Origin of the sequence: Arthrobacter ginsengisoli (assembly GCF_031456935.1) — a bacterium.
Classification (GTDB): Bacteria; Actinomycetota; Actinomycetes; order Actinomycetales; family Micrococcaceae; genus Arthrobacter; species Arthrobacter ginsengisoli.
In genome coordinates this window covers 46,989-71,469 of record NZ_JAVDVQ010000004.1, presented here as the reverse complement: position 1 = coordinate 71,469, position 24,481 = coordinate 46,989, and the positions used below count along the sequence as shown (strand labels likewise).

The window sequence follows — 24,481 nt, the reverse complement described above, 5'->3', positions numbered from 1 at the left end:
TCCTGCCCTGAAATCCTGAACCCGGCGTGTACCTCGAACAACTTTCGCTCACAGATTTCCGCAGCTACGCCCAGGTGGACCTGAGTTTTGAGCCCGGTGTCACGGTGCTGGTCGGAGCCAACGGCATCGGCAAAACGAACCTGATGGAAGCCATCGGCTACTTGGCAACACTCAGCTCCCACCGGGTCAGTTCGGACGCGCCGCTGCTGCGGTTCGGCAGCGAACGGGCCATGATCCGCGCCAAACTGGTCCGCGGTGAGCAGTCCACCGTGCTGGAACTCGAAATCAACAGCTCCCGTGCCAACCGCGCCCGGATCAACCGCAGCAATCCGCTCCGGGCCCGGGACATTCTGGGTATCTGCCAGACAGTTCTGTTCGCCCCCGAGGACCTGGCCCTGGTCAAAGGTGATCCGTCCAGCCGCCGCCGCTTTCTGGATGAGCTCCTGGTGAGCCTAATCCCGCGGCACGCTGCCACCCGCAGCGACTACGACCGGGTACTGAAGCAACGTAATGCCCTGCTGAAATCCGCGCGCGCCGGCAAATTCAGCAGCGGCCATGAGGCCACCCTGGATGTCTGGGACCAGCACATGGCCCGGGCGGGTGCGGAATTGCTGCATGCCCGGCTTGAACTGGTGGAACGGCTGCGGCCGCACCTCAGGAACGCCTATGCGCAGCTCACTGACGGGTCCAAGGGCGCGGAGGCCGTCTACCGGTCCACGCTGCAGGTCGCTGTGGAGGACGACGGCGCTGCACCGGCTTCCGCTGCCGGCCCGTTCGGAGCCCACGGCGCGAAAACCACGGGGCCGGCCGAGGACCTGTGCCTCCTGTCAGTCGACGAACTGACCGATCGCTACGTCCAGGCGTTCGCATCGTCACGGCGCAGGGAACTCGAACGCGGGATCTCCCTCGTCGGCCCGCACCGCGACGAACTCGAACTCGGTCTGGGGAGCGCCCCCGCCAAAGGCTATGCCTCGCACGGCGAAACCTGGTCCATGTGCTTGTCCCTCCGGCTGGCCTCGTACTATGTCATGCTCGACGATGCCCGCACCGGCGGATCCGCCCCCATCCTGATTCTGGACGACGTTTTTGCCGAACTGGACGTCCAGCGGCGGCGTAAACTGGCGGCAATAGTATCCGGCGCCGAGCAGGTGCTCGTGACCGCCGCCGTCGAGGACGATATCCCCGCGGAACTGGACGGGCGGCGGGTGAAGGTAATCCCGGGAGGAATCGATGAGCGGGCAGATCGATGAATAAGGATACTGACGGCGGCCTGCAACCCGGCCGCGATCCGGATGACATCGACGCTGCCCAGTCGGCCCTGAACAGGATGCGCGAGGCGGCCGCGTCGCGTGGTGAAATACGGCGCAAGGCCCCGCCGCGGCCCGGCAGCACCCCGCAGAAAACAGGCCGCAGTGCCAGTTCCACCCGTGGTTTCGGACAATTCCACGGCACCGGCCGTGACCCGATGGGGCTCGGCAAGGTGGTGGGCCGGCTCGTCGCGGAGCGCGGCTGGAGCTCTCCCGTGGCAGTCGGCTCGGTGATGGCGGAGTGGGCAACACTCGTCGGCCCGGAGATTTCCGCCCACTGCACCCCGGAAAGCTTCACCGACACCACCCTCCACGTCCGCTGTGATTCCACCGCCTGGGCCACGCAACTGCGGCTGCTCAGCATCAGCCTGCTGGAGAAATTCCGCACCGAACTCGGCGACGGCGTCGTGACGAAAATCCAGGTGCTGGGACCTGCGGCGCCGAGTTGGCGGAAGGGCGGCCGCACCGTCAACGGCCGCGGCCCGCGCGACACCTACGGATAGTTCGCATGCCCCGGGCCAGCGGATCTGAAGCACTCCTTGCAAAACTCTTGAATAATCCGCAAACGGCGTGTAGGACGCTTAGCCGCCCGGGAGCCGTATAGGCACCCCAGCCCCGTACCCCCAGGGCCTTGCAGGCGGAGCCGGCGGCCTCCCAGTGGCACTTTCCTTGCCGTTTGGGCCCCTGGAATGCGGGTTTCGCCTCTATAACACGCTAGAATCGTGATAGATAACTGGGCGCCGGTGAAACGTTGACTGAGTCCGTTTCCGACGCGACATCCGCGTGCGGTAGACGGATCCTCAGGCCAGCGGCACATCCGGTGTGATCAGTGACGTGCCCGCTGGCGGTAGCCGTTTCCTCCGGGAAAGGGCGACCGCCGGCCCTTCAATGAAAAAGAGGAGTCGAAAGCGCCTGTGGCTAACGACAATGCAGAGATCCCGGCAGTGGAACCAGCAACGGGCGAAGCGGCTGACACCCCGTCGGGAACCGCAATCGCCCACGGCTACGGCGCCAGCGACATCACGGTGCTCGAAGGCCTGGAGGCGGTCCGGAAACGTCCCGGCATGTACATCGGCTCCACCGGACCGCGTGGTTTGCACCACCTCGTCTATGAAGTCGTGGACAACTCGGTCGACGAGGCACTGGCCGGATACTGCACGCACATCGAAATCGTTCTGCAGGCCGACGGCGGGGTCAAGGTGGTCGACGATGGCCGCGGCATCCCGGTAGACATGCACCCGACGGAGCACAAGCCCACCGTGGAGGTCGTGATGACCATCCTCCACGCGGGTGGCAAATTCGGCGGCGGCGGCTACGCCGTGTCCGGCGGTCTGCACGGCGTGGGCATCTCCGTGGTCAACGCGCTGTCGAGCCGGGTCAACACCGAGGTCCGCCGGCAGGGGCACGTCTGGAAGATGTCTTTCGCTGACGGCGGCAAGCCGCAGGGCGGCCTGGTCAAGGGTGAAGAGACTACCGAAACGGGCACCACCCAGACGTTCTATCCGGACGCCAGCATCTTTGAGTCCACGTATTTCGACTTCGAAACGCTCCGCGCCCGCTTCCAGCAGATGGCCTTCCTGAACAAGGGGCTGCGCATCACGCTGACCGATGAGCGCCGCGCCGCGGAGGAACCCTCCGAGGACGGGGACCTGGATCTCGACGTCGTCCCGACCGAAGGTGAAGTCCCGGCAGAGTTCCACACCGTGGTGTACCAGTACAACGACGGCCTGCTGGACTACGTGAAGCATCTGAACTCCGGCAAGAAGGTCGACGTGGTCCACGAGGACGTCATCGCCTTCGAAACCGAGGACACCGAACGGCACATCGCCCTGGAAATGGCGATGCAGTGGACCAACGCGTACTCCGAGAGCGTCCACACCTACGCCAATACCATCAACACCCACGAGGGCGGCACCCACGAAGAGGGATTCCGCGCCGCGATGACCTCACTCATCAACCGCTATGCGCGGGAGAAGAGCATCATCAAGGAAAAGGACGACAACCTCACCGGTGATGATATCCGCGAAGGCCTGACCGCCGTTATCTCGGTCAAACTCGCCGAACCTCAGTTCGAAGGCCAGACCAAGACCAAGCTCGGCAACTCCGAGGTCAAGGGATTTGTGCAGCGCGTCGTCACGGATGGACTCGGTGACTGGCTGGAGCGCAACCCCGGCCCCGCCCGCGACGTCATCCGAAAGGCCATCTCCGCGGCCCAGGCCCGGATGGCAGCGCGTAAGGCCCGCGACAACGCGCGCCGCAAGAGCCCGCTGGAATCCTTCGGCATGCCCGGCAAGCTCTCCGACTGCTCGTCGAAAAACCCCGAGAAGTGCGAGGTCTACATCGTGGAGGGCGACTCCGCCGGCGGTTCCGCCAAGCGCGGCCGCAATCCGGAGACCCAGGCCATCCTGCCGCTGCGCGGCAAGATCCTGAACGTGGAACGGGCCCGGCTGGACAAAGCCCTGGGCAACGCCGAGGTCCAGTCCATGATCACTGCGTTCGGCACCGGAATCGGCGAGGATTTCGACCTGAGCAAACTGCGCTATCACAAGATCGTCCTGATGGCCGATGCCGACGTGGATGGCCAGCACATCACCACACTGCTGATGACCCTGCTGTTTCGCTACATGCGCCCGCTGATCGAGAACGGCTACGTCTATCTTGCGCAGCCGCCGCTCTACCGGATCAAGTGGTCCAACGCCCCGCACGACTATGTCTACAGCGACCGGGAGCGGGATGCGCGGCTGCTGTCCGGCCAGGCCGCCGGCCGCCGCATCCCCAAGGACAACGGCATCCAGCGCTACAAGGGCCTCGGCGAAATGGACTACACCGAGCTGTGGGACACCACCATGGACCCCGATCACCGCACCCTCCTGCAAGTCACCATGGACGACGCCCTGGCCGCTGACCAGACCTTCTCCACCCTCATGGGCGAAGACGTCGAATCCCGCCGAAACTTCATCCAGCAGAACGCCAAGGACGTTCGGTTCCTCGATATCTAGCGGTCTCCTAGAGTCCCTGAATATTCCTGGACCGATATATACCTGAAACGGAAAATATAGACTATGAGTGACGAAACACCAGAAGTTCCGGCCGGACCGGCCGATGCCGAGCCCGTCGTCGAGGGCATGGTCCTGGACACGGATGTGCTGACCGACCGCGTTGAACAGGTGGACCTGCAGACGGAAATGCAGCGGTCCTACCTCGACTATGCGATGGCCGTGATAGTGGGCCGCGCCCTTCCGGACGTCCGCGACGGCCTCAAGCCCGTCCACCGCCGCGTGCTGTATGCGATGTTCGACGGCGGCTACCGTCCGGAGCGGTCCTTCAACAAGTGCGCCCGTGTGGTCGGCGAGGTCATGGGCCAGTACCACCCGCACGGCGACACGGCGATCTACGATGCCCTGGTCCGCCTGATTCAGGACTGGACCATGCGCTACCCGCTGGCGCTGGGCCAAGGAAACTTCGGCTCTCCCGGCAACGACGGCGCAGCAGCACCGCGGTACACCGAAACGAAAATGGCCCCGCTGGCCATGGAAATGGTCCGCGACATCGACGAGGAAACCGTCGATTTCCAGGACAACTATGACGGCAAGAACCAGGAACCCACCATCCTGCCGGCCCGTTTCCCGAACCTCCTGGTCAACGGCTCCTCGGGCATCGCCGTCGGCATGGCCACCAACATCCCGCCGCACAACCTCCGTGAAGTTGCCGACGGCGTCCAGTGGTACCTGGCCAATCCGACCGCCAGCCGCGAGGAACTGCTCGAAGAGCTGATCGTACGCATCAAGGGACCCGACTTCCCGACCGGCGCCACCATCCTGGGCCACAAGGGAATCGAGGACGCCTACCGGACCGGACGCGGCTCGATCACCATGCGCGCCGTCGTCAACGTAGAGGAACTCCAGGGCCGCACCTGCCTTGTGGTCACCGAACTGCCGTACCAGGCCAACCCGGACAACCTGGCGATTAAGATTGCCGAGCTCGTGAAGGACGGCAAGATCTCGGGCATCGCCGACCTGCGCGACGAAACCTCGGGACGCACCGGGCAGCGCCTCGTGATCGTGCTCAAGCGCGACGCCGTTGCCAAGGTCGTGCTCAACAACCTCTACAAGCACACCCAGCTGCAGGACAACTTCGCAGCCAACATGCTGGCGATCGTTGACGGTGTGCCCCGCACACTGAGCCTCGACGCGTTCATCCGCCACTGGGTCACGCACCAGCTCGACGTCATCGCACGCCGGACCCGTTACCGCCTCCGCAAGGCCGAGGAAGAAGCACACATCCTGCGCGCCCTCCTCAAGGCGCTCGACGCCCTGGACGAAGTCATCGCACTCATCCGGGCATCGAACACCACCGAGGCCGCCCGTGACGGCCTGATGCAGCTCCTGGACATCGATGAACTCCAGGCCCGCGCCATCCTGGACATGCAGCTGCGCCGGCTTGCGGCCCTGGAACGCCAGAAGATCCAGGACCGCCACTCCGAACTCGAAGCCATGATCACCGAGTTCAACGCGATCCTGGCCTCCGAATCACGCCAGCGGGAGATTATCAGCACCGAGCTGGCCGAGATTGTGGCCAAGCACGGCGATGACCGCCGCACCAAGGTCCTGTTGGGTTTCGACGGCGACATGTCCATGGAGGACCTGATTCCCGAAGAGGAAATGGTTGTCACGATTACCCGCGGCGGGTACGTCAAGCGCACCCGCAGCGACAACTACCGCTCGCAGCAGCGCGGCGGCAAGGGAATCAAGGGTGCCCAGCTGCGCGGCGACGACGTCGTCGAGCACTTCTTCGTGACCACGACCCACCACTGGCTGTTGTTCTTCACGAACCTTGGCCGGGTGTACCGGGCGAAGGCGTACGAACTCGTGGAAGCCGGACGCGACGCTAAGGGACAGCACGTGGCGAACCTGCTCGCGTTCCAGCCGGACGAGCACATCGCCCAAGTGCTGGACCTGCGGGATTATCAGCAGTCGCCGTATCTGGTCCTGGCCACCAAGCGCGGCCTCGTGAAGAAGACCCGACTTGAGGACTACGACACCAACCGCTCCGCGGGAGTCATCGCGATCAACCTGCGCGACGGTGACGAGTTGGTCTCCGCCCAGCTGGTCTCCGAGACAGATGACCTGATGCTCGTTTCCCGGATGGGACAGTCGATCCGCTTCACCGCCACGGATGAGGCCCTGCGGCCGATGGGCCGGGCAACGTCCGGTGTCACCGGAATGAAGTTCCGCGAGGACGACGAGCTGCTGACGGCCGACGTCGTCACGGACGGTTCCTTCGTCTTTGTCGTCACCGAGGGCGGCTACGCCAAGCGGACCGCCGTGGAGGAATACCGGCTCCAGGGCCGTGGCGGACTGGGCATCAAGGTTGGCAAATACCAGGAGGAGCGCGGCCACCTCGTGGGCGCCCTGATCGTCCAGGAAGAGGATGAGGTCCTCGTGGTGATGGAGGGCGGCAAGGTGGTCCGCTCCTCCGTGAGCGGAGTGCCGGCCAAGGGACGGGACACCATGGGGGTTATTTTTGCCAAGCCGGACAAGAACGACCGCATCATCGAGGTGGCGCGGAACAGTGAACGCGGACTCGAAGCCGACGACGCGGACGCAGGCGAAGATGCAGGCGAAGACACAGGCGATGCTGCCGAAAGCCAGTCATCGGTGCCGGATGACGTAACGTTGGCTGAAGATACCGGATCACATGAGGGGTCCGCAGCGGAAGAATCAGCACCGGCCCCGGAGTCAGATGAGTCATCAGGCAATGCCGAGCTGGACGAAGACAACACCGGAGGTAACGAGTGAGTAATTCCGACTCATATCCCAAGCCGAACAGCGGCGTTCCCGGCGGAGTACGGCAGCCTGCCGCCGCACCGCGGGTAAGCGCGCCGTCCCGCCCCGAGCAGCGCCCCGGCGTACCCGGCAGCGTAAATGCCACGGCCCAGCGGCCGCCGGCACCCGGCCAGCGTCCCGCGCAGGGCCGCCCGGTGGCACCAGGCCAGGGCACACCCGGGCTGATCAAGCCGGCACCCAAGGCCAAGGTCCGCCGGGCCCGACTGCTGGTGAGCAAGGTTGAGCCCTGGTCCGTGCTGAAGATGGCCTTCCTGCTCTCCGTGGCCCTGGGTATCGTGACCGTTGTGGCCGCGATCGTGCTGTGGACGGTCCTGGACCTGACCGGGATATTCGATCAGGTCGATGGCCTGCTGGGAACCTTGGCCGGCTCAGAAGGCGGGGGCTTCGAATTGAAGAAGGTTGCCTCACTTGGACAGGTGACATCGTTCGCCACCATCATCGCCGTCATCAATGTGGTACTGCTGACAGCGCTGTCCATGCTCTCAGCGGTGCTCTACAACATCTCGGCCACCCTCGTTGGCGGCATCGGTGTCACCCTCACGGACGACTAAAAACCCGTAGTTTCCCGGATTTTTACCGTGGAAATGCCTCGATTTGAGATCGGGCCGGGATGTGCTGTACAGTCATATCTCGGCCCGATGAGGCATCGGGGCGTATAGCTCAGGCGGTTAGAGCGCTTCGCTGATAACGAAGAGGTCCCAGGTTCAAGTCCTGGTACGCCCACGGAATCTGTACAGATTCAAGTGGAAGTTCGGTTGGTATTTGTTTATCTCCGGACAGGAACGGGGTGCATGTGAAGAAGTTGCTGGTTGTTGCAGCCACGATCGCAGGCGTCCTGCTCTACAAGAAAGTGCAGGAATCCGAGGCCCGGAAAACGGTCTGGAGCGAATCAACCGACACGGTTGACTAGCCCGGATTCCCGGATCGGGAGCTGGAAGACAGCTCATCGAACTAGGGTATGATTGTCGGGTTGCTTCTTATGGGGGCATGGCGCAATTGGTAGCGCACCTGCTTTGCAAGCAGGGGGTTCGGGGTTCGAGTCCCCGTGCCTCCACCATAGGAAAGGCCCCGGAACGCGGAGACGCGGTCCGGGGCCTTTTGCATTCCCCTGGAACGTTCAGGCCGGTCCGACTCAGGTACCGGGCTGCCGGCATCAGTCCTTGGGCTTCGCGTAGTCGTCCATGCCCTGCCAATCGATGTAGACATAGGGCTCATCTCCGACAACCCAGGCATCGTGCCCCGGCGGGATGATGCCGAAGTCACCCGGGCCGTACTCGTTCTCCTCGCCGTCGTCCATCACGACCTTGAGGTGACCCGAAATGGTGTAGCCCTTGTGGGCGATCATGCAACTGTCCGTCCGGGCGATCGGCTTGACGTGCTGCGACCACTTCCAGCCGGGCAGGAATGTCACCCGCGACACGGCACCGGCGTCGAGATTAACGAGCTCCACCTGGCCCATACCGTCTTTGACGGGGCGGGTTTCCTCCGGATTATTCAGGCTTTTGCGGATGGTTGAAGCCATGACGGTCTCCTTTGTGGATGATGATGAGACCGGATTTAAGACTGGCACCGCCGGCTGGCACGGTCAAGGATGTGGATGCGTCAGCTGTCCCATTCCGCCCCCACTACTGTGGGATCGTGAACTTCTTCATTGCCGCCCTGGGCGTCCTCGGCGTGGCCTCGTCCGGACCCCTCATCGCCGCTACTCTTGGGGCCACCACGGTCAGTGCCCTGGCAATCGCCTTTTGGCGCAACGCCATCGGTTCGGTGGTTATGGCGGGGCCCGTGCTGATCCGGAACCCCGGCGAGTTCGGCCGGGTCAGCGGCAGGGATTTTCGCTGGTCACTGGCAGCTGCCGTGGCGCTGGCGCTGCACTTCGCCTGCTTCATCACCTCACTGCAGTTGACGTCGGTCGCGGCGGCCACTGCACTGGTCTGTCTGCAGTCCGGCTGGATCGCCATTTTCCAGCTCTTCCGGGGCGTCAGACACCGCTGGCCGGTCCTGGTCGGCCTGGGTATTGCCTTCGGCGGTGTCATCGTGATCACCGGCTTCGACATGGGCAGCTCGCCGGAGGCGCTGCTGGGCGACCTCCTGGCGGTCGCTGGCGGTGCCCTTGCGGGCGTCTACACGCTGGCCGGCGGCAAGGCGCGCCAGACCATGGGGACGGGCGTCTACACCACGCTCTGCTACGGGATGTGCGCGGCCATCGTCGCGCTGCTGGCGCTGTTCTCCCGGCAGCCGCTGGCCGGGTTCGAAGCCGCTGGTTGGCTGGGCATCCTGGCGGTTACTGTATGCGCCCAGCTGATCGGGCACACCGCCTTCAACCACCTGCTCGCCACAATGAGTCCGCTGCTCGTTTCCATGATCATCCTGCTGGAGATCCCCGGAGCCGCGCTGCTCGCTGCGGCGTTCCTGTCCGAGACCCTGCCTGCCGGCACCTACGCCGGCCTGGCGCTGATCCTGGTGGGCCTCGCCGTCGTCGTGCTGGGGCAGCGCGGCTCCCGCGGCGTGCGGCGCCGCGCGGCCCCGCTGGCCGAGCTGGGGACTGACTGACGACGACGGCGGCGGCGGGCGCCGCTGCCGCTACTGGCCGCCGCGGCGGGCGGGCTGGGCGGTGTTGACCGTGTGGATCGCGCGGAGCAGCTTGGCCGGGAAGTACACCGAGAAGAAGACCACCATGGGGGCCTTGAGCGCCATTTTTTTGACGTTGTGCGCTTTATACGTGCGGTCAAAGCGCGTGACGTAGTAGCGGTAGTCGCGGGGTGAGTCTTCCAGCCGGCGAGCTGACATTCCGGAGACCATCTGCGGCCAGTACTGGATCCGGAGCTCGTGCTCGGCCAGGTGCAGGGACAAATCGATGTCCTCGTGCATCTCGTCCTTCTCGTCCCGGCACGCTTCGGTCCGGATGAGTTCCCACGCTGAGCGGCGGAGGGCCATGTTAGAGCCAAAGAGAAAGTGGTACTGGTGTTTGGCAAGCTTGAGCATCAGCTGGCGCATTTTGTCGTCGGCCTTCAGGCCGAAGCGCCGCATCGGCATGTCGTAATAGACCACGGGGCCGGTCGCGGCGTGCACGGCCTTGTCGCGGAAGGCCTTCTGCACCTGTTCGACCCAGTCGGGCTCCAGCACGGAATCGGCGTCGATCCGGCCGAGGATGTCACCCGTGGCTTGGTCAAGGCCGAAGTTGCGTGTGGGGATCAGGCCTTGGATCCAGTCCTGGCTGAGCAGGATGATGGGGCTCTCCGGATATTCCATCTGCATCTGCCGGACGATGTCGGCGGTGCGGTCCTTTGACATGTTGTCCACGACGATAATCTCGTGGGCAGGGACGGACTGGTACACGGCCGCAATGAGGCACTGCCGGATGACGCTTTCCTCGTTAAAGGCGGGGATGACAATGGACACAGCCGGTGACTGAACAGCATCGTGTAAGGCATCCTCAGCGGATTTTTCGGGTGACATCCCCACAAATTTAGCACCAACGGTGTTTGTTACTGCCCGGCCGTGGGCAGAGCCCCGGCTACGAACAGGTAAACATCGAGCGGCCAAAGAAGGGAGGGACCCCGCCTCTCTGGCGGAATCCCTCCCTGCTGCCCGCGGGCCCCTAAGCTGTCTTAGGCGCCGGTGCCCTTGTCGGTGCCGTTGTTGCGGCTGGCCGCGATGTTCCGGACGGCGGTCTTCGCGTCGGTGGCAACCTTGCCAGCTGCCTCTTGGATGTCCTCGACGGCGTCCGTTGCCGCGTGCTTGGCGGTGTCCGCCGTGTCATCGGCGGACTCTGCAACATCAGCCGAAGTCTCCGCTGCGGTGTCCGCGGCCGCCACGGTCGCTGCGCCGGCCGTGGCGGCGGCGTCCTGGACGGAATCCTTGACCTCGTTGATGGTCGTGGCCGGTACGGGGGCCGGCGTCACCGGAGACGGCGTTTTCCAAGGATCCTCGACCGGCTGGGAAGCCTTCCAGGCGGCGACACCGGCGGCCACGGCCGCGGCGATGATGCCGAAGACCAGCCATCCGCGGTGCTTGGGCTTCCCCGGCTTGCCCAGTTCGCGGCTGACGGCCTTGCCAGCCTTTTTCCCAGCAGCCTTGACGTGCGTTCCGGCGGTCTTGGTCTGTTCCTGGACGGAGTGGATGATCCCCGCCTCGCCGAGCCTCTGGGCAACTGCGTCCACATGGGCCGGCGCGTTCTGGAGTGTGCGGTGCACGGCGTCGGAGGCATGGCCGATCTGGTCCGAAAGCTTCGGCAGATATTCGACGACGACCCGGTCGCGGGCGTTTGCGATGACCGGCGCCGCTTTGTCGACCGCACCGTGCAGGCGCGGAGTGGCTCCCTCTGCGGCATCGCTGATCTTCGGTGCGAGCTGTGCCAGCCCGTCCTGGAGGCGCGGTGTCACCGTCGCAACACCGTCGGCGAGGTTGTAGGCCGCCGATTTGAGGCCTTCCTGGATCTTGGGAGAAGCGGTATCCAGGCCCTGCTGCAGGCGCGGAACGGCCCAGTTGACTGCTGCTTCAACCCGCGGGGTGGCCCATTCCTTGGCGTTCCCTACTCCGGTGCTGACTGACTGCTCCAGCTCGCGGGCAATACGATCCGATTTCTTCACAACTACCTCCCGATTAATGTGGCGGTTCTGCTGTTAGCCTACGTGTCCCAGACCTCACCGGCTATTCTCCAGGCCGAATTCGGGCGGATTTCACCCAGCGCGGAACTCGCGGACCGACCCGGTATGTAGATGGCCGTCATGGAAGAATAGGGCGTATGACTGCCATCGCAACTGCAAAAGCAACCATCCACACGAGCATGGGCGACATTGTCGTCAACCTCTTCGGCAACCACGCCCCCAAGACGGTCGAGAACTTTGTCGGGCTGGCCACCGGAGAGAAGGCCTGGACGCACCCGGAGTCCGGCGAGGACAAGACCGGAACGCCGCTGTACGACGGCACCATCTTCCACCGGATCATCAAGGACTTCATGATCCAGGCCGGCGACCCGCTGGGCCGCGGCGTCGGCGGACCCGGCTACAAGTTCGATGATGAAATCCACCCGGAACTGACCTTCAATGAGCCGTACAAGCTGGCCATGGCGAACGCCGGCATCCAGATGGGCCGCGGCACCAACGGCTCGCAGTTCTTCATCACCACCATTCCCACCGGCTGGCTGCAGGGCAAGCACAGCATCTTCGGCGAGGTGGCGGATGAGGACTCCAAGAAGGTTGTTGACGCCATCGAGGGTGTCCGCACCGGGATGGGCGACCGCCCGGTCGAGGACGTCACCATCAACAGCATTGATGTAGAAAAGCTCTAAGCCCCGCGCATGAGCTATGGAATTCCGGCGGCAGAGCCGTCCGCGCAGATCCCGGTGTGCCCGCGGCACCCGGACCGGCCCGCCTATGTGCGCTGCCAGCGATGCGGGCGCCCTGCGTGCCCCGACTGCCAGCGGGCGGCCGCCGTCGGATTCCAATGCGTTGACTGTGTCAACGAAACCAAACGCACGACGCCGGACGTCAAGACGGTCTACGGCGGCGCCATGACCACCGGCAAACCCGTGGTCACCTACGGGATCATCGCCGTCTGCGCAGTGCTTTACGTGCTGCAGTGGCTGATCCCCAATGACGGGATCTACCGTAACCTGGCGTTCGCCACCGTGTACGCCACCCCGGAGTATGGGGTCTTCGAACCGTGGCGGATGCTGACCTCTGCCTTCCTTCATTCACAGGGCTTTATCCTCCACATCGTGCTGAACATGTACACGCTGTGGATCTTCGGTCAGGTGCTGGAACCCCTGCTGGGCCGCATCCGTTTCCTGGCCGTTTACCTGCTCTCCGCCCTTGGCGGTTCCGTCGGCTACCTTCTGCTTACCCCCGGCTACATTCCCGGCCAGCCGCTGAGCGGCGTCGTGGGTGCGTCAGGCGCAATCTTCGGCCTGTTCGGGGCGATGCTTGTGGTCCAGCGGCACCGCGGGGGCGACACCAGGCAGCTTTGGGTCCTGATAGCCATCAACGTTGCGGTCGGGTTTATGGTCCCCCTGATCGCCTGGCAGGCCCACCTCGGCGGCCTGATCACCGGCGGGCTCTGCGCCGCCGTCATCGCGTACACCCCCCGCGGCCCGCGGCAGGGCCTGCTGCAAGCCGGCGGCCTCGTGTTGGTGCTCGCCCTGCTGATCGCAGCCACCGCTCTCAAAGCGGCCAGCGCCTAAGCCCTGCCGGCCCCAGGCACCTCCCGCGCCCCGCTTCCCTGCCCTTGCACCTCCCCCGCGTCGCCGACGCCGGCGCTCGGCCTCGAGCAACCACGTCCGTGCGGCCCCCTGCGGGTACCGGCGTGCCTTCCGCGGCGGTGGAACGTTTTCCACAGGTTTCCGCGCTTTTCCACAGCTGGTCCCGAAAGGCGTGCCCCTTCGGCTGGGCCACCTCCGCTGCCGCCGTCAGTCCCGGGATGGCCCCCATGTTCGCGCGGAATGTTTTCCACAGGGGTTATCCACACTGTTGGTAACTTACATGGCTGTAGTTCATCATGCCGACCCGGATCTGAGCGCCAGTGCTGGCGATTTTGACGCTGAGGCCTTCCGGATCTCCACAATTGTGGATAAACCCTGTGGGCTGCCCTGTGGTTAAGTGGACAACCCTGCGAGCTGCAGGCTTCCTGGTGGCTTTGGAGTGCAGGAAGGTGCCAGATGCGGTTCAGCAGGGGCGGCTACCAGGAGGCAGAGTCCGCGATCAACCCTGATTTCAACAGGGTTATTCACAGTGTTAATAACTTGTCGTTCGAAGTGATCTGAGGAAAAACTGCCGCCCCGGGCTCCAGAAGAACCCCAAGTCCCTCCGGCCAACAGAGTTATCCCCAACTGTGGATAACTTGTGGGTACTGGCGTGTTATTAAGTGGATAACCTGTCCGGACGCCCCGGCGGCCCCCGGATGACCAGGAAAACGCGCACCGGGGCGTCCTTGCCTCTGACCGGGGCCGTGCCGGGGAACTTATCCACAGGCAATCCACACTGTTAATAACTTGGAGCGCTGTCGCTCCGGGTGGTTGTTGTAGAACGGACTGGCCCCCTGCCAGCCCCAGCGCCCGGCCAATACTGTGCATGGGGGTTATGCCGCGAAGGAGTTATCAACAGTGTGGATAACTTTGACCCGGGTTGTGCACAGCTGGGAAGGTTCAGCGGGTCCAGATGCCCGAAGTGCCTCGGCGGTGGCTATCAACCAGGTGGGTGTCCACGATGCCGATGGCTTCCATCAAGGCGTACATCGTGGTCGGCCCGACAAAAGCGAATCCGCGCTTCCGCAGCGCCTTGGACAGGGCGACCGACTCTGCCGAGGTGGTGGGGACCTCCTCGTGGGTGGTCGGCTCCGGCGTTGATTCCGGCCGAAAGCCCCACACGAAGTCGACCAGTCCACCGTCGTCCCTCAGGGCAATTGTGGCCCGGGCATTGGTGATGGCCGCCCGGATCTTGAGCCGGTTGCGGACGATGCCGGTGTCGAGGAGCAATCGCTCGACATCCGCCTCGGTGAATGCGGCGACCGTCTCAGGATGGAAGTCGTGGAAGGCAGTGCGGAACGCTGGCCTTTTCCGGAGAATGGTGGCCCACGACAGCCCCGCCTGGAAAGCCTCGAGGCTGATGCGCTCATACAGGCCCTGCTCGTCCCGTACCGGCAGTCCCCACTCGGTGTCATAGTAGGCGCGCAGCATTGGATCCACGGCCGCCCACGGGGGCCGGGCCAGTCCGTCGTCGCCGATCACCGATCCGGTTCCTGCCGGGACCATGGGACTCCTTCGCTTGCCCTTTTCTTCCTTCCAGCATTATCGGCCCGCCGGCGGCTCCGGCGTTAAACGCGAAAGACCGGTCCCCACGGGGTGACCGGCCTTCTTGTAGCTCGCAAGGTGGCTCAGGAGCGCCAGCGGGTTGTCATCAGGAATCCGATAATGGCGATGCCAAAACCTGCCACGATGTTCCCGGACCCCCAGGCGGCGACGGGAAGAGCGCCCTCACTGATGTAAAAAGTGATGATCCATAGGAGGCCGATGATCATCAGGCCGAACATCACCGGCTTGAACCAGACCGGGTTCGGCTTGTTCGCGTGCGCGGTGGACGTCTGCGTCGTGGCGGGGGTGGTCCTTTTGCGGCGCTTTGACTCGGGCACGGGTCCTCCTAGGCGGCTGGAACAGAAGCGGGACCCTGGCTTGATATCCTGCAAGGAGGAATACACCGGCGGTCAACGCGCTCCTGGTCACGTTTGAGTTCTTATTCGGAGCCAATTCTAGCGGTACGTCAGGCCGCAGGGGTGTCCCGCACTCACTGATTCAACGATTGGTACAACAAGGCATGAGCACAACCAAGATCCTCGTCGTCGACAACTACGACAGCTTTGTGTACACCCTGGTGGGTTACCTCCAGGAACTCGGCGCCGAGACCACGGTGGTCCGCAACGACGACGTCACCCTGGCCGAGGCGATCGAGCTCGCGGAAGCGCGCGACGGCGTGCTCATCTCGCCGGGTCCCGGAAATCCCGCCGGCGCCGGGGTCTGCATCGAGCTGATCAAGTGGTGCGGCAGTCACAACAAACCGATGCTGGGCGTCTGCTTGGGGCACCAGGCACTGGCAGAGGCCTACGGGGGAACAGTCACGCACGCGCCTGAGCTGATGCACGGCAAAACGTCCCTCGTGGAACACCGCGGCGGCAGCGTGTTCGCCGGGCTGCCGTCGCCCTTTACTGCGACCCGTTACCATTCCCTCGCCGCCGTCCGCGAGAGCATCCCGGACGTCCTGGAGATCACCGCCGAGACGGGGACCGGAGTCGTGATGGGGTTGCAGCACCGCACCGCACCGCTCTGCGGCGTGCAGTTCCACCCGGAGTCCGTGCTGACCGAAGGCGGCTACCAGATGCTCGGGAACTGGCTCGAATCCCTTGGCATGTCCGGCGCCGCCCAGCGTGCAGCGGCGCTAAGCCCGCTCATCAAGCACTAACGCAGGAGCCCGCCCAGGAAAGCGCCGTCTTCCTTGGCGCCCTTCGTCGACGTCGGGGTCGGCGTGGGAGTGGGACTCGGTTCCGGCGGGGGCGGCGGAGCCTTGGCCACGGTGACCGTGACCATCTTTCCCTGTTCCACCAGGGCCTCCGCGGCGTCAGCCTGTCCGGTGACCTTTCCCGGCTCGACCTGGGAGTTTTCCACTTCCGTGGCGTTCATGCCGAGGCCAAGCGCCTTCAGTGCTGCTTCAGCTTCGGCTCGCGGGAGTCCGACGAGCTGAGGAACCGCCACCTTGCCGGTGGACACGATGATTTCCACCGTGCTGCCCGCGGCCACGTTCTTGCCCGGCGCAGGGTTGGTCGTGATCACGATGCCGGCCGGGACCGTGGGATGGTTGGCCATTGTGGTGCCGGGTGCTCCGGCGAGACCCTTCTGGCGCAGGACATCGCGGGCGGCTGCCTCGGTGCGCCCGGGCAGGTCCGCGGGGATGGTGATGACGCTGGGTCCTTCGGAGATGTTGAGCGTGATGGCCGAATTCGGGTCCAGGGAGGTCCCCGTGGCCGGGACGGTGCCGACGGCGATGCCCTTGGCGATCGTCTCGTGCTGCATCCGGCTGAGCTGCGGTTTCAGCCCGGCGTTGTAGAGCTTCTGCAGGGCCTCCGTCTCGGTCAGCGACGTCACCGACGGCACCAGGATCTTGGCGACGGGCGGCGGCGCCTGGTTCATCAGGTTGTAGAGCCACAGCCCGCCGCCCGCCAGCACCAGGACTGTCACAAAAATCAGTGCCGTGATCCCGGTACGGCGCCGCAACCGCTGCCGCGCGGCGTGTTCGCGCTCGGTCGGCAGGACCAGCGGAAGGTCGCCGGAGTCCTCGGCGCCATAAGCCACCCCGAGTGAGAACAGGGTGTTCTCCTCATCGACCGAGGTGTCGTGCTCGGGCCGGAGCCGGCCCGCGGGGGTCTCGTCAAGGAACTTCGCGCCGGTCACCGAGAAGGCGGCCGTCGGTGTGGCGGCCGGGGTCGGGATGGTGTCATTGGGGTGGGTGGGAGCCTCGCTCGCGAGCGGAGCGGGGACGCCGACCCCACTCCGCGCTGCCCGCAGGGCGCGGCGGAATGCTGCCGCATCCTGGAAACGGTCCGCACGGTTCTTTTGCAGGGCTTTCATCAGCACGCTGTCCAGTGCCTCGGAGATGTCGGGATTGAGGCTGCTGGCCAGTTCGGGGATCTCGCGCACATGCTGGTAGGCAACGGAAACGGGGCTGTCGCCGATGAACGGCGGGCGTCCGGTCAGCATCTCGTACAGCAGACAGCCCGCGGAGTAGAGGTCGCTGCGGGCGTCCACGGTCTCGCCGCGGGCCTGCTCGGGTGACAGGTACTGGGCAGTCCCGACCACGGCCTGGGTTTGGGTCATGGTTGCGGCCGAGTCGGCCATGGCGCGGGCAATCCCGAAGTCCATCACTTTTACGCTGTTATTTTCCGGGCAGAACATCACATTGGCCGGTTTGATGTCGCGGTGCACGATCCCGGCCCTGTGGCTGTAGTCCAGGGCGGCGAGCACTCCCAGCGTGAAATCGATCGCCTGGTCGATACTGACTTCCTTGGCCCGGATCAGGTCGCGGATGGTCCGTCCGGTGACGAACTCCATCACGATGTACGGCACCCGGACCGTGTCCGCGTGGTCGCCGGGGACCGCGTGGTCACCGGTGTCATAGATGGCGACGATCGAGGGATGGTTCAGCGCGGCCACCGCCTGTGCCTCGCGCTTGAACCTTGCCTGGAACTGGGGGTCCCGGGCAAGGTCGGGGCGCAGCAGCTTCACGGCCACGGTGCGTCCGAGCCGGGTGTCAGTGCCGCGGAAAACGTCGGCCATGCCGCCGCGGCCGATCAGCTCACCCAGCTCATAGCGCCCGCTGAGGACGCGCTGCGTGTGCACGGGGCCGCGGTCCTCCCGGTGCGATGGGGTGCGGGGTGAATTGGGCATGGTGTCCTACGATCCCGTGGGGCTGGGGGTTGAACCCACAGCCTTGGCCAGGTGGTAGGTCACAACCGACCCGGCAGGCACCTTGCTGCCGGAAGCGGGCTCGGAGCTGACGTAAGTGCCGGCCGGTTCCTTCTTGCTGGTCGGATTGACGTCCGCCCCCTTGGCCCAGCGGAGACCGGCGTTCTGGAGGGCCTGCTGGACGGCCGATTCGCTCGCACCGGACTGCAGCGTCGGGACAGGCACGGTCTCGGGGGCTTCCGGGCCCTTGGAATAGCTCACGATAATGGTGTCACCTGGCTGGACCTGACCGGACGGGTTAATATCGACGACGGTTCCGGGAGCGGAATCGTCAAAGACCTCGACCCCGGTGACTTTGAGATTCATGTTGCCCAGTTCGCTGCGGACCTCGTTGTACGGCCGCCCCAGATAGGCCTCAGGGATCAGGTTGATGGCAGCCGGTGTGGACCGGGTGGGTGCCGCGGAACTGATGGTGGGGCTGGGGCTTGCAGAGGTCGGCGTGGCACTGGTGCTGCTCGGTGCCGCAGTGGTGGTGGCGATGGCGCTGCTGCTGGCGGGTGCCTGCGGGGACAGGATTCCGGCCTGGCTCAGCATGACCCCCACCAGGGCGAAGAGGACCAGCAGGATCAGGGCAATCAGCGGCCAGGTCCAGGGGCTGCGGGAGCGGGGTTTGGGCTGATCGACAGGCTCCTCGTCGTAATCGTCGTCCTCCTGGACCCAATCGCGTTCCGCAGCGAGGGCGTCGGCGCGCGAGAGTGTGTTGCGGGCGCCGTACGCGCTGGCGGCAGCAGCCCCGGCAGCCAAGCCAGCCGCGGCGCCCGCGCCGGCGGCACCGACCACCGGCAACGCCGAGGTCGCCGACGTCGCGCTGTCTCCTGAGCCGATGACACCGGTTGCAGCCGTGGGCACGTCCACCGGCGCTGTAATGGGGCCGGTGGCTGCCTCGAAAAGGAGCATGCCCGGAACGGCGGCGTGGGCTGCGGCGATGTCGCCGTTGCGGATGGCTTCGGCGGCCTCGGAGAGTTTGAGGGCGTCGGCCGGACGGTTCTTGGGGTCCTTGGCCAGCATGGACATCAGCAGGGCACGGACCGGCTTCGGCAGGGTTTCCGGCAGCGGTGGCGGGGCATCGTTGACCTGGGCCAGCGCGATGGCGATCTGGGATTCGCCGGAGAACGGGCGGTGCCCGGTGAGGCACTCGTAGCCGATCACACCGAGGGCATAGATGTCCGAAGCGCCGGTGGCCAACTGGCCGGTGGCCTGCTCCGGAGCCAGGTACTGGGCGGTGCCCATCACCTGACCGGTCTGCGTGAGCGGGACCTGGTCCGCCAGGCGGGCGATGCCGAAGTCCGTCACCTTGACCCGGCCATCCGGAGTAATCAGCAGGTTGCCCGGCTTGACGTCGCGGTGGACCAGGCCCTGGGCATGGGCAACCGAGAGGGCGCGAGCCGTCTGGGCGATCATGGACAAGGTGCGGTCCGGGGAAAGCACCTGTTCGTGCTCGATAATGCTGCTCAACGGCTGGCCCGGAACCAACTCCATGACAAGGTAGGCGGAGCCTTCCTCCTCGCCGTAGTCAAAGACATTGGCAATGCCCACGTGGTTAAGGAGCGCGGTGTGGCGGGCTTCGGCGCGGAACCGCTGGAGGAAACCGGGATCGCCTGTGTATTCCTCTTTGAGCACCTTAATCGCCACGATGCGGCCAAGGATCAGGTCCTTGGCCTTCCAGACTTCCCCCATGCCGCCGATCGCAATACGTGTGGTCAGCTGGAACCTGCCGCCGAGGGTGATTCCTGATGAAGGCCTCACTTATTCAACACCGCCTCAAAAATCTTTTTTGCGTTCGGACTGGTTAGCTTTGCGCCGGTGGAGATGTCTACGCCTTCCATGACGATAGTGACGGCCACCTGCGGGTCATTCGCCGGGGCGAACCCGGTAAACCATGAATTGTTGAGGCCGTTGCCGAGTTCAGCGGTACCGGTCTTGCCGGCCACCTTGACCCCGGGCACGGCCGCCTTGCTCGCGATGCCGTCGCTGACGACGCTGACCATCCACTCATTGATCTGCCGCGCGATCTCCGGCGTCGTGGACGTCTGAAGGACCTGGGGTTTCGGTTCGCTGATCGGCCGGAGGTCCGGGGAACGTACTGCCTTGATCAGGTTCGGCTGCATCTGTACTCCGCCGTTGGCGATCGCGGCCGTCATCTGGTTGATCTGGAGCGGCGTAGCCCGGACGTCGCGCTGGCCGATCGCAGACTGCGCCAGGCTGGCGTCATCCAGCGGGTCGACAGGGAAGAAACTCGGGGCGGAGTCTAATTTCAGCTGGTCGCCGAAGTCCTGCCCGAAACCGAATTTCTCCGCCTGGTCCGCGATGGCCTGCTGCCCGAGATCCAGGGCGATGCTGGCGAACGGCGTGTTGCACGACTGCTGCAGGGCGAAGGCAAAACTGGCCGTGTCGCGGGTGTAGCAATTGCCGCCAGCGTAGTTGGGCAGCGTGTACTGGATGCCGGGGAAGGACATTTCCGCCGGGTTGGGCAGGATGCTGTCCTTGTTGTATTTGCCTGAGTTCAGGGCGGCTGCTGTGTCGATGAGTTTGAAAACTGAGCCCGGTGCCAGCAGCGCCCCCGTCGGTCCGCTGACGTTCTGGTTCAGGTTGATCCCGGGGACCTGGTTCAGCTCGGCGAAGTTGGCAGCCTCGGCCGCCGGGTCCTGAGTGGCGATCAGATTGGGGTCATAAGAGGGCTTGGACACCATGGCGATGATCGCGCCGGTTTTCGGATTGGTCACGACGATCGATCCGCGCTGGCCGTCCGGGATGAGGTCGTACGCGAGTTGCTGGATTTTGGGGTCGAGCGTGAGCTCCACCGAGGCGCCCTTGGGCTGGTTGCCCAGGAAGAGCTGGCCGACCCGGTCCAGGAACTGCTGGTCCGAGCTTCCCGCGAGTTCCTTGTTCATCGTCTTCTCCAGCCCGGTCACGCCGTAGCTCCTGGAGAAATAGCCCGTGATCCCGGCGTAGGGTTCCGGCTGCGTGTAGGTGCGCTGGAACATGCAGCTCTCGTCGGCCGCGACGGACTCGGCGACCGGCGTGCCGCCGACGATAATCGCGCCGCGGTCGTTGCAGTAATTCTGCAACAGGGTGCGCTTGTTCCAGGCGTTGGCCTCCAGTTCGTCCGCGCCGATCACCTGGACGTAGCTGAGGGCGCCGAAGATCAGCACGAACATCGCGATCGCGGCGATCCAGGCATTGCGAATGGCTTGGTTCACAGCTTCACCGCCTCGGTGGGCGCGTCCGGACTGTTGCGTCCGGTGCCGGGGAAGGCGGCCGGCTTCGAGGGCATGGCAGGAATTACTTTCTGTGGGTCGGGTTCTTCGCCGGGAGCCAGCGGTGTGGTGTCCACCGGGCCACGCGCCGTGTGCGAGATCATCAGCAGGAGTCCGACGATGATCCAGTTGGCGAGCAGCGAGGAGCCGCCGGCAGCCAGGAACGGCGTGGTGAGGCCAGTGAGCGGAATGAGCCTGGTGACACCGCCGATAACGACAAAGCACTGCAGAGCAATCGCAAAGGAGAGCCCGGTGGCCAGCAGCTTCCCGAACGCGTCCCGGGCGCCGAGCGCCGCACGGAAGCCGCGGGTGAAGAGGAGCAGGTACATCAGCACGATCGCGAAGAGACCAATCAGCCCCAGTTCCTCGCCGAAGGAGGCAATGATCATGTCGCTGTTGGCGAAGGGGACCAGATTGGGACGCCCCTGACCGAGGCCGGTGCCCACGAGGCCCCCGTTGGCCATGCCGAACAGCCCTTCGACAATCTGCAGGCTGCCACCGAATGCCCGCCCGTAGACCTCGTCGGTGAAGGCGTTGATCCAGCCGTCAATCCGCAGGGCGACATGCGAAAAGACCCGGGATGCGACGAAGCCGCCAGCGGCGATGAGGCCGACGCCGATAATTACCCAGCTGATGCGGCTCGTGGCGACGTAGATCATCACAAGGAAAAGACCGAAGAACAGGATGGAGGACCCCAGGTCCCGCTGGAAGATGAGCACGCCGATGCTCACGAGCCAGGCGGCGAGCATGGGGCCCATGTCCTTGAACCGGGGGAACTGGATGGGACCGATTTTCCGGCCGGCCAGGAGGATGAGATCCCGGTTGGAGGAAAGATACCCGGCGAAGAATATAGCAAGAGTGATCTTGGCTATTTCACCCGGCTGGAAGGTCATCGACCCGATCTGGATCCAAACCCGGGCGCCAAGGATTTCGCCGGCGGAGATGCCCGGCACCAGCGGCAGGATCAAGAGGACCGCACTCACGGCCAGGGAGATGTAGGTGAAGCGGCGGAGGATCCGGTGGTCCTTGAGGAACCAGATGACGGCGATCGAGACGGCCATGGCCACCAGGGTCCAGCGCAGCTGGTTGTTGCCGGTGTCTTCCCCGACCCGGTCCAGCCGGTGGATCATGGCGAGCCCGAGACCGTTGAGAGCCACCACCAGCGGAAGTATTACCGGGTCGGCATACTTTGCGCGGATGCGAAGCACAATGTGGAACGCAAGCGCAGCGGCGGCGAGCAGGCTCGACTGGAACCAGAAGTCGGTGTCAAAAGCCTTTTGCTGGTCCACGCCGACGAGGGCATTGGCTCCAATGCCGACTGCGAGGGCCAGCACCAGCAGCACCAGTTCAACATTCCGCCGGGATCTGGGCGTGGGATCGAGGGGTGTCATTTCGCCACCTCGCAGAAGGGCGCGGTTGGGGCCGGCGACGCTTCGGGCGTTGGTGCTGCGCCGGGGCTCGCTGTTTCACCGGGGGTTGCCGGTGCTGACGATGCGTCGGGCGTTGCTGTTGCGTCCGGTGTTGCGGGGGTCGCCGACGGCGTTATGCATTCCCCCGCGGGGGCAGTGGTTCCCGTACGCTCTAGATTCTTTACGATGCGCTGGGCGTCGTAGAGGTCCCGGGCCGGCACGGTCTGGCGCACCCGCTGTTGGGAGAATTCGGGAAGATCTGACATCCGGATATCGGTCACCGTTTCGAGGGTGGAAAGCTGGATGGGTCCCAGGCGCTGTGAGACCCCGTTGAAGATGGCGACGTGCTGGTCCTGCTCCCCGATGTAGTACCGCGTCTGGGTCCAGGCGTAGCCCAGCCACAGGCCCAGCGCGATAAGGGCCAGGATGGCAGCGGCGATGGAGACAGTCACCCAGCGGCGGGGCGGGCTGGCAGGCTTGTAGTCCTCGGTGTCGTCCCTTGCCTGTTCAGACTTGTGGGTCAGCACCGTTGCTGCCCGGCGGGCCAGGGTGCGCCCCGCGATGGTGGGAATCGATCCGGTTTCCGCGGCGGTGGCGGCTGCGCCCACGAGTTCGTGGGGGCGGCCGGCCAGGTCCTCGCGGAGCACTTCGGCGGAAAGATGCTCGCCCAGATGAGGGTCGGTGGACGTCCCAGGTTCTGTTTCGCCGGTGGCGTCGCCGGCCGGCTGGCCCTCAGCCTTGTCGGCGTCGCCGGACTTCGGCTCGGCGTCGGGAGTCTTCGCCGCACCAAAGCTGCTTCCGCCCGGACGGGCGGGGCTTTCGGACACCGCGGCGGCCACGGTGGAAGCCGTCGGCGGCGGGACAATGTCGACGGCGTCGGTCCGCGCCTCGTCGGTCGTCTGCTCGGCGATTTCCAGCATTACCACGGTGACGTTGTCCGGAGCGCCGGCCTCAAGCGTGAGCTCAACCAGCAGTTCTGCGCATTCGCGCAGGTTGGGGGTCTCCCGGACAGTGCGTTCCACGACGTGGCCGGCGACGTAGTTCAACCCGTCGGAACAGAGCAGCCAGCGCTCACCCGGTTCGACGTCGAGCGTTGCCAGATCCAGTTCCGGACTGGCGTCAACGTCACCGAGGACGCGCATGAGGACGTTCTTGTGCGGATGGGTTTCCGCTTCTTCGGGACGGAGCCGGCCTTCGTCGATGAGGCGCTGAACGAAGGTGTGGTCCACGCTGACCTGTTCGAATTCGCCGTTCCGGAGCCGGTACGCGCGGGAGTCGCCGATGTGGGCGAAGTGCAGCTTGCCTTCGGCCAGCAGCAAGGCTGTGACCGTGGTGCCCATCCCCGCCAGCTTGGGATTCATGTGGACGAGCTCGGAGAGCAGTGAGTTGGCGGTCTGGATCTCATCGGCCAGGACAGTTTCGGCGTCTCCGTCGTAGTCATCCTTGTCGAGATGGATCATGTCCAGCACTGTGGCGGCAGAGGCGACGTCGCCTCCGGCGTGTCCGCCCATACCGTCGGCGACGACGGCGAGGTGGAGGCCAACGTAAGCGGAGTCGTCATTCTTCGCGCGCACACGGCCGACGTCGGAGCGTGCGGCGTAACGCATAATGAGCGGCAGCGGGGCAGTTGTTTCGCCGTCGGCTTTGTCTGCGG

The 24,481-nt window shown here is 64.9% G+C and carries 20 protein-coding genes and 2 tRNA genes; 12 read left to right on the top strand and 10 right to left on the bottom strand.

Annotated elements, in window-relative coordinates; all coding sequences use genetic code 11:
* Positions 1–26 precede the first annotated feature (26 nt).
* From recF to J2X01_RS06150, 8 genes are all read left to right on the top strand, one after another.
* Positions 27–1,250 carry a DNA replication/repair protein RecF gene (gene recF / locus J2X01_RS06185; protein ID WP_310051861.1) on the top strand — a complete coding sequence of 408 codons (1,224 nt, stop codon included), beginning with the start codon at positions 27–29 and terminating at the stop codon, positions 1,248–1,250.
* On the top strand, positions 1,247–1,810 hold the full coding sequence (locus J2X01_RS06180; protein ID WP_310051859.1) for a DciA family protein: 564 nt from the start codon (positions 1,247–1,249) through the stop codon (positions 1,808–1,810). Before recF ends, J2X01_RS06180 begins: the two co-directional genes overlap by 4 nt.
* A gap of 411 nt (positions 1,811–2,221) precedes the next feature.
* Positions 2,222–4,306, top strand: a complete 2,085-nt coding sequence (gene gyrB / locus J2X01_RS06175; protein ID WP_310051857.1) for a DNA topoisomerase (ATP-hydrolyzing) subunit B — start codon at positions 2,222–2,224, stop codon at positions 4,304–4,306.
* 63 nt (positions 4,307–4,369) lie between these two features.
* A complete protein-coding gene (gene gyrA / locus J2X01_RS06170) occupies positions 4,370–7,105 on the top strand; it encodes a DNA gyrase subunit A (protein WP_310051856.1) in 2,736 nt (911 codons plus the stop codon).
* Positions 7,102–7,704 carry a DUF3566 domain-containing protein gene (locus J2X01_RS06165; RefSeq protein WP_310051854.1) on the top strand — a complete coding sequence of 201 codons (603 nt, stop codon included), beginning with the start codon at positions 7,102–7,104 and terminating at the stop codon, positions 7,702–7,704. The genes gyrA and J2X01_RS06165 overlap by 4 nt, the downstream gene beginning before the upstream one ends.
* Before the next feature lie 98 nt (positions 7,705–7,802).
* Positions 7,803–7,876: transfer RNA gene (locus J2X01_RS06160), tRNA-Ile, on the top strand.
* Between the two features lie 70 nt (positions 7,877–7,946).
* A complete protein-coding gene (locus J2X01_RS06155) occupies positions 7,947–8,063 on the top strand; it encodes a DLW-39 family protein (RefSeq protein ID WP_224048067.1) in 117 nt (38 codons plus the stop codon).
* Between the two features lie 71 nt (positions 8,064–8,134).
* Positions 8,135–8,210, top strand: a tRNA-Ala gene (locus J2X01_RS06150).
* A gap of 96 nt (positions 8,211–8,306) precedes the next feature.
* On the opposite strand, the gene J2X01_RS06145 is transcribed toward J2X01_RS06150, so the two are convergent.
* Complete coding sequence (locus tag J2X01_RS06145; protein ID WP_310051850.1) at positions 8,307–8,675, bottom strand: cupin domain-containing protein; 369 nt, start codon at positions 8,673–8,675, stop codon at positions 8,307–8,309.
* Between the two features lie 116 nt (positions 8,676–8,791).
* Here J2X01_RS06145 and J2X01_RS06140 point away from each other — a divergent pair, with 116 nt between their 5' ends.
* Entirely contained in the window at positions 8,792–9,706 is a 915-nt protein-coding gene (locus tag J2X01_RS06140; protein WP_310051847.1) for a DMT family transporter, read from the top strand.
* A gap of 30 nt (positions 9,707–9,736) precedes the next feature.
* On the opposite strand, the gene J2X01_RS06135 is transcribed toward J2X01_RS06140, so the two are convergent.
* Positions 9,737–10,612, bottom strand: coding sequence for a glycosyltransferase family 2 protein (locus J2X01_RS06135; RefSeq protein ID WP_310051843.1), 876 nt, complete (start codon positions 10,610–10,612; stop codon positions 9,737–9,739).
* A 152-nt stretch (positions 10,613–10,764) separates the two neighbouring features.
* The gene (locus tag J2X01_RS06130) at positions 10,765–11,745 is read right to left on the bottom strand and encodes a hypothetical protein (protein ID WP_310051841.1); all 981 of its coding nucleotides are present in this window, start codon (positions 11,743–11,745) and stop codon (positions 10,765–10,767) included.
* Between the two features lie 155 nt (positions 11,746–11,900).
* Between J2X01_RS06130 and J2X01_RS06125 the strand changes: the two genes are divergently transcribed.
* Together J2X01_RS06125 and J2X01_RS06120 are read left to right on the top strand one after the other, a co-directional pair.
* Positions 11,901–12,446, top strand: coding sequence for a peptidylprolyl isomerase (locus tag J2X01_RS06125; protein WP_310051838.1), 546 nt, complete (start codon positions 11,901–11,903; stop codon positions 12,444–12,446).
* 9 nt (positions 12,447–12,455) lie between these two features.
* Complete coding sequence (locus tag J2X01_RS06120; protein ID WP_310051834.1) at positions 12,456–13,337, top strand: rhomboid family intramembrane serine protease; 882 nt, start codon at positions 12,456–12,458, stop codon at positions 13,335–13,337.
* A 960-nt stretch (positions 13,338–14,297) separates the two neighbouring features.
* On the opposite strand, the gene J2X01_RS06115 is transcribed toward J2X01_RS06120, so the two are convergent.
* Positions 14,298–14,903: a DNA-3-methyladenine glycosylase I gene (locus tag J2X01_RS06115; protein ID WP_310051832.1), complete on the bottom strand. Its 606-nt coding sequence runs from the start codon at positions 14,901–14,903 to the stop codon at positions 14,298–14,300.
* A gap of 122 nt (positions 14,904–15,025) precedes the next feature.
* A complete protein-coding gene (locus tag J2X01_RS06110) occupies positions 15,026–15,280 on the bottom strand; it encodes a cell division protein CrgA (RefSeq protein WP_310051830.1) in 255 nt (84 codons plus the stop codon).
* Between the two features lie 182 nt (positions 15,281–15,462).
* Here J2X01_RS06110 and J2X01_RS06105 point away from each other — a divergent pair, with 182 nt between their 5' ends.
* Positions 15,463–16,104, top strand: a complete 642-nt coding sequence (locus J2X01_RS06105; protein WP_310051827.1) for an anthranilate synthase component II — start codon at positions 15,463–15,465, stop codon at positions 16,102–16,104.
* On the opposite strand, the gene pknB is transcribed toward J2X01_RS06105, so the two are convergent.
* The 5 genes from pknB to J2X01_RS06080 are packed head-to-tail and all read right to left on the bottom strand — an operon-like array spanning position 16,101 to position 24,434.
* Positions 16,101–18,083, bottom strand: a complete 1,983-nt coding sequence (pknB, locus tag J2X01_RS06100; RefSeq protein WP_310051825.1) for a Stk1 family PASTA domain-containing Ser/Thr kinase — start codon at positions 18,081–18,083, stop codon at positions 16,101–16,103. The two genes, J2X01_RS06105 and pknB, sit on opposite strands and share 4 nt — an antisense overlap.
* 6 nt (positions 18,084–18,089) lie before the next feature.
* On the bottom strand, positions 18,090–19,907 hold the full coding sequence (locus tag J2X01_RS06095; protein WP_310051823.1) for a protein kinase domain-containing protein: 1,818 nt from the start codon (positions 19,905–19,907) through the stop codon (positions 18,090–18,092).
* On the bottom strand, positions 19,904–21,361 hold the full coding sequence (locus J2X01_RS06090; RefSeq protein WP_310051819.1) for a peptidoglycan D,D-transpeptidase FtsI family protein: 1,458 nt from the start codon (positions 21,359–21,361) through the stop codon (positions 19,904–19,906). Before J2X01_RS06090 ends, J2X01_RS06095 begins: the two co-directional genes overlap by 4 nt.
* Positions 21,358–22,809 carry an FtsW/RodA/SpoVE family cell cycle protein gene (locus J2X01_RS06085; protein WP_310051816.1) on the bottom strand — a complete coding sequence of 484 codons (1,452 nt, stop codon included), beginning with the start codon at positions 22,807–22,809 and terminating at the stop codon, positions 21,358–21,360. Before J2X01_RS06085 ends, J2X01_RS06090 begins: the two co-directional genes overlap by 4 nt.
* Positions 22,806–24,434 (bottom strand): PP2C family protein-serine/threonine phosphatase, encoded by a 1,629-nt coding sequence (locus J2X01_RS06080; protein WP_310052338.1) that lies wholly within the window; start codon positions 24,432–24,434, stop codon positions 22,806–22,808. The genes J2X01_RS06085 and J2X01_RS06080 overlap by 4 nt, the downstream gene beginning before the upstream one ends.
* Positions 24,435–24,481: the final 47 nt, after the last annotated feature.

Excerpts from the sequence above, each read along its gene's own strand:
- J2X01_RS06125 (WP_310051838.1), top strand. The coding sequence starts at position 11,901 with ATGACTGCCATCGCAACTGCAAAAGCAACCATCCACACGAGCATGGGC.
- J2X01_RS06120 (WP_310051834.1), top strand. The coding sequence starts at position 12,456 with ATGAGCTATGGAATTCCGGCGGCAGAGCCGTCCGCGCAGATCCCGGTG.
- J2X01_RS06135 (WP_310051843.1), bottom strand. The coding sequence starts at position 10,612 with ATGTCACCCGAAAAATCCGCTGAGGATGCCTTACACGATGCTGTTCAG.
- pknB (WP_310051825.1), bottom strand. The coding sequence starts at position 18,083 with ATGCCCAATTCACCCCGCACCCCATCGCACCGGGAGGACCGCGGCCCC.
- J2X01_RS06180 (WP_310051859.1), top strand. The coding sequence starts at position 1,247 with ATGAATAAGGATACTGACGGCGGCCTGCAACCCGGCCGCGATCCGGAT.
- J2X01_RS06105 (WP_310051827.1), top strand. The coding sequence starts at position 15,463 with ATGAGCACAACCAAGATCCTCGTCGTCGACAACTACGACAGCTTTGTG.
- J2X01_RS06145 (WP_310051850.1), bottom strand. The coding sequence starts at position 8,675 with ATGGCTTCAACCATCCGCAAAAGCCTGAATAATCCGGAGGAAACCCGC.
- J2X01_RS06085 (WP_310051816.1), bottom strand. The coding sequence starts at position 22,809 with ATGACACCCCTCGATCCCACGCCCAGATCCCGGCGGAATGTTGAACTG.
- J2X01_RS06080 (WP_310052338.1), bottom strand. The coding sequence starts at position 24,434 with ATGCGTTACGCCGCACGCTCCGACGTCGGCCGTGTGCGCGCGAAGAAT.
- J2X01_RS06115 (WP_310051832.1), bottom strand. The coding sequence starts at position 14,903 with ATGGTCCCGGCAGGAACCGGATCGGTGATCGGCGACGACGGACTGGCC.
- gyrA (WP_310051856.1), top strand. The coding sequence starts at position 4,370 with ATGAGTGACGAAACACCAGAAGTTCCGGCCGGACCGGCCGATGCCGAG.